This window comes from Acetobacterium sp. MES1 (assembly GCF_002237635.1).
GTDB classification, from domain to species: Bacteria; Bacillota; Clostridia; order Eubacteriales; family Eubacteriaceae; genus Acetobacterium; species Acetobacterium wieringae.
Map to the genome: position 1 here is coordinate 1 of NZ_MJUY01000049.1, position 4,261 is coordinate 4,261.

General features: G+C 46.4%; 4 protein-coding genes and 1 pseudogene. All 5 read left to right on the plus strand.

From position 1 onward, the window contains the following. A pseudogene (locus BI182_RS13330) lies at positions 1-276 on the plus strand (DVU_1556 family methyltransferase); the annotation flags it as partial. Positions 277-280: 4 nt separating this feature from the next. After that, on the plus strand, positions 281-733 hold the full coding sequence (locus tag BI182_RS13335; RefSeq protein WP_286808571.1) for a DVU_1555 family C-GCAxxG-C-C protein: 453 nt from the start codon (positions 281-283) through the stop codon (positions 731-733). A gap of 5 nt (positions 734-738) precedes the next feature. Beyond that, a complete protein-coding gene (gene trsS, locus BI182_RS13340; protein WP_286808573.1) occupies positions 739-2,094 on the plus strand; it encodes a radical SAM (seleno)protein TrsS in 1,356 nt (451 codons plus the stop codon). Between the two features lie 7 nt (positions 2,095-2,101). Beyond that, positions 2,102-3,418 (plus strand): DVU_1553 family AMP-dependent CoA ligase, encoded by a 1,317-nt coding sequence (locus BI182_RS13345; RefSeq protein WP_286808575.1) that lies wholly within the window; start codon positions 2,102-2,104, stop codon positions 3,416-3,418. Continuing rightward, a partial coding sequence (locus BI182_RS13350; protein WP_286808577.1) for an XdhC family protein occupies positions 3,411-4,261 on the plus strand: 851 nt, incomplete at its 3' end. The genes BI182_RS13345 and BI182_RS13350, both read left to right, overlap by 8 nt.

Sequence of the window (4,261 nt, forward strand, 5' to 3'; positions counted from 1 at the left end):
GAAGGGATCAAGACCCATCAGTTTACGAGCTGTATGCGGGGTTTATACGATTTAAACCAATTGCGGACGGATGTCACTGACGCCGGTTTTGAGATTGTCTTGCTGGAAGATCACAGTGAATTGCTCAGGCAGCTGTTGGTCAAAACGATCTTTGAATTCGGTTCGATGCAGGCATTCTGGTTAAAAACCGGAGGTAGTTGTGCAGCCGGCTTCCAGGACGTCTTAAAAATGTGCAAACCGGGCTACTTTATGATGATCGCAAGAAAGGTGGAATAAAAAGATGAATGAACTGAAATTTGAACTGTATCGACTGGGAACGGAAGGTTATTGTTGCAGTCAGATTATGATGAAGCTGGCGTTGGATATGGAAGAGATCGAAAATGACGACCTGATCCGGGTGATGAATGGTTTGTGTAATGGTATTGGCGGCAATCAGAAAACCTGTGGCGTTTTAACCGGCGGCATTGGTGTGATTGGCTTGTATGCCGGTAAGGGCAAAGCCCGGGAATATACCCAGGATAATTTTGGCACAATGGTTAAAGCCTACATGGACTGGTTTGAAGAGCGCTTTGAAAGCACCGAATGTCTCGATCTGATCGGTGTTTATCGCTTTACCGATGAAAACAACCAGGCTTATCCGGTGAAATGTGGCGATACGCTGCTGGAAAGCTTTGAAAAGGTGGTCGAGATCCTTCAGGAGAATGGCTATACATTTGGGAATCGAGAGATGTAGAAAAAATGAAGCGAATCATTTCGATGACTGAAAGCCTTTGCCCGGTTTGCCTTAAGAAAATAAATGCGCTCATCTGGTCTGAAAATAATGAAACCTGGATGGAGAAATCCTGTCCGGAACATGGTCGCTTCAAAGCGCTGCTGTGGCGGGGCAGTATTCCGATTGAAAAGTGGGTGCGCAATAAAATCCCGGCCACCATCAAAAAACCGAATACAGTGGTCGAAAATGGCTGTCCCTTCGATTGCGGCCTTTGTGCCGACCATCGCCAGCATACCTGCACGGCACTGATTGAGGTCACCCAGCGCTGTAATCTCAATTGTTCCTTTTGTTTTGCCAACGCCAATGGCAATACCGAGGTGGATCTTGATCTTGAAACGATCAGACGGATGTATCAGAGTGCGATGGACACCTCGGGCAATTGCAATATCCAGCTCTCCGGCGGCGAGCCCACTTTAAGGGATGATCTACCAGAAATTATCAGAATTGGGCATGAGATCGGCTTTTCCTTTATTCAAATCAATACCAATGGCATCCGCATGGGTGAGGATGAAGCGTATGTCAGTGCCTTAAAAAATGCCGGACTCAACTCGGTGTTTCTGCAATTTGATGGCACCAATGATGAGATTTATAAAAAACTCCGAGGCAAACCATTATTGGCAACCAAGATCAAGGCAATAAAAAATTGTCAGCGATATAATATTGGAGTCGTGTTGGTGCCGACCCTGGTTAGGGAAGTCAACGATTCCGATCTCGGGAACATTATCAATTTTGGATTGGAATGGGCGCCAACGGTTAAAGGCGTGCATATGCAGCCCGCCAGTTATTTTGGTCGGATTCCAAACCTGCCGGATGAACAGAAAAGATTGACTCTAGGCGACTTGATCGATAAAATCGAAGTCCAAACCCAGCGGCGGATCCGTAAAGACAGTTTCAGTCCGCCCGGCTGCGAAAATGCCCGGTGTTCGTTTCATGGGAATTATACGGTTTCGGAAAACGGGGAGCTGATCGCCCAGGGCGGTGGCGCAAAATGCTGTGGGGGAGAAAAAGCCGAAGAGGGTGCCCGAAAGGCAAAAGCCCATGTGGTTCGGAAGTGGTCCGGCGCCGGGTCAGAACCACAGGACGATGGCATTAAAAAAAGCATTGCAGTACCAGCAAAAGATGGCTGGGATGCGATTCTCGAGCAGATTAACCGCCATTCGTTCAGCCTGTCAGCGATGGCTTTTCAGGATGTCTGGAATCTCGATCTTAATCGGGTTAAGGACTGCTGCATTCATGTTGTTAACCCGCAGGGCCAGCTGATCCCTTTTTGCATGTATAACCTGACCGATAAAAACGGGCATGCCATCTATCGCCAACAGTGAGGATTTTATGAAAAAGACACCATTGGAAAACTGGATCATCAAACGAACCGGCATCTCCCCGGAAAATCCTGATGCGCTCAAGAGCTATCAGCTGGAAAAAGTGCTTGAAACGCTTAGCTATGCCAAGGATAACAGCCGGTTTTATCAAAAGCAGCTGGAAAGCATCGATCCCCGGCAAATTAAATCCTGGGAGCAGTTTGAGCAACTTCCGTTAACAAGAGCCGAGGATATCAAAAATAATCCCTTTGATTTTTTATGTGTGCCCCAATCGCAAATTGCCCGGATAGTTACTTTAAATACCTCGGGAACCAGTGGCCAGAAGAAGCGGATTTTTTTTACGGAGGCCGATCTCCGGAAGACAATCGATTTTTTCGATTACGGGATGCGTTCGTTAATCGACAACACCGATCGGGTAATGGTTTTACTGCCGGGACAAGCCTACGGGACCATTGGTGATTTGTTAAAAAAAGCCCTTGATCGCACCGGGACAGTCTGTGTTGTTTATGGACTACTCAACGATCTGGAGGCGGTCGAAAAAACGATGATCGATAACGAGATTAATTGCATCGTCGGCATTCCGATTCAGATTTTATATCTCAGCCGCAGCAAAGCGGCGAGCTTTAAACGGATCGAAAAAGTTCTGCTCAGTACCGATTACGTCCCGCAGGCACTGGTTTTTGAGCTTAACCGGAAGTTTGACTGCCAGGTTTTTAACCATTATGGGATGACTGAAATGGGCTACGGCGGTGGGGTCGAGTGTCAGGCGCTTAACGGCTATCATCTCCGGGAGGGCGATTTATATTTTGAAATTATTGATCCGGTTTCCGGAAAGGCGGTGGACGACGGCATTGAAGGTGAGATTGTCTTCACGACCTTTAATCGCCAGGCGATGCCCTTGATTCGTTATCGCACCGGCGATATTGGGGCGTTTTCCCGGGACGTATGTCAATGCGGCAGCTTTTTAAGAACCATGAAAAAGGTCGACGGGCGGTTAAAGAATCGGATCCAATTGGGTGGTAATGTCATTTTTGACCTCAAAGAGCTGGAGGAAATACTCTTGGCCGATGAAGACCTGATTGATTACCAGGTTACCATTAAAGACGATCAGACCCTCCTGATCGAAGTTTCGTTTTATCAAAACGAAACCGCCAAAGCAAAAGAAGCGCAACTGCAAAAGTGCGTGCAAGCACATCTTCTAAAAAACTACGATTCAGCGATACGTATTGAAGTCGAAAGAAGTCCGTTGCAGAAACCGGATCAACTGGTGAACAGCATGGTCAAGCGAAAAATCAGGGACTGGCGAAAGGAGAGCTGCAGTGAATAATCTGATCAGGCAAATAAAAGAAGCAAAAGACCAGAAAGAGAATTTTGTGCTGGCGACCATTCTCGAAAAATCGGGATCAGCTCCCCGTAATGAAGGTGCAAAAATGATGATCAGAGAAGATCTGTCAATTGAAGGCTCAATCGGCGGAGGTCTAGTGGAAGCGATGGTGATTCGTACTGCCGCCAGGGTTATCAAAGACAAATATTATCAGATTGAAGGGTTCCGGCTTAACAGCAAGGATGAAACCTCACCGGGACTGGTTTGCGGCGGCGAATTAAAAATTCTTCTGGAGTATATTGACTGGTGGGATCCTCATAATCAGGTTTTCTATGATGAAATGATCCGATTGATCGATAATAAGACTGATTTTGTGACGATTATGAAATTACCACAGGTGAATCATGAAAATCAGCGGCTGGAAAAATGGATATGCACCGAAACCGGTTTTTGGGGATCGGAAAGTGATGAAGTTCACAGCCTGATTAAAGAGATCCGTGAGAATTTCTATCAGTTGAAATATCAGCGGCCCTTTCTGCAAAGAGAAGGGTTTTATGTGGAACCCTTTTTTAATCATGAGAATGTCTGCATTATTGGAGGCGGTCACATTGGCAAGGTTCTGGCCGAATTGTGCAAAATGGTTGGCTTTTTTGTAACGGTAATTGATGATCGTGAAGAATTTGCCAATAGCCAGCGTTTTAAGACGGTTGACGAGGTGCTGGTGATCCCGGGTTTTGAAAATATCGAAAACCAGATCAGCATCAACCAATATTCCTATGTGGTAATTGTAACCAGAGGCCATTCGGATGACAAAGATGTGTTAGCCCAGATGTTGCAAACCGAGGC

What these genes read in the sequence shown, in the direction of transcription:
- BI182_RS13335 (WP_286808571.1), top strand. Translation starts at nt 281, where the DNA reads ATGAATGAACTGAAATTTGAACTGTATCGACTGGGAACGGAAGGTTAT.
- trsS (WP_286808573.1), top strand. Translation starts at nt 739, where the DNA reads ATGAAGCGAATCATTTCGATGACTGAAAGCCTTTGCCCGGTTTGCCTT.
- BI182_RS13345 (WP_286808575.1), top strand. Translation starts at nt 2,102, where the DNA reads ATGAAAAAGACACCATTGGAAAACTGGATCATCAAACGAACCGGCATC.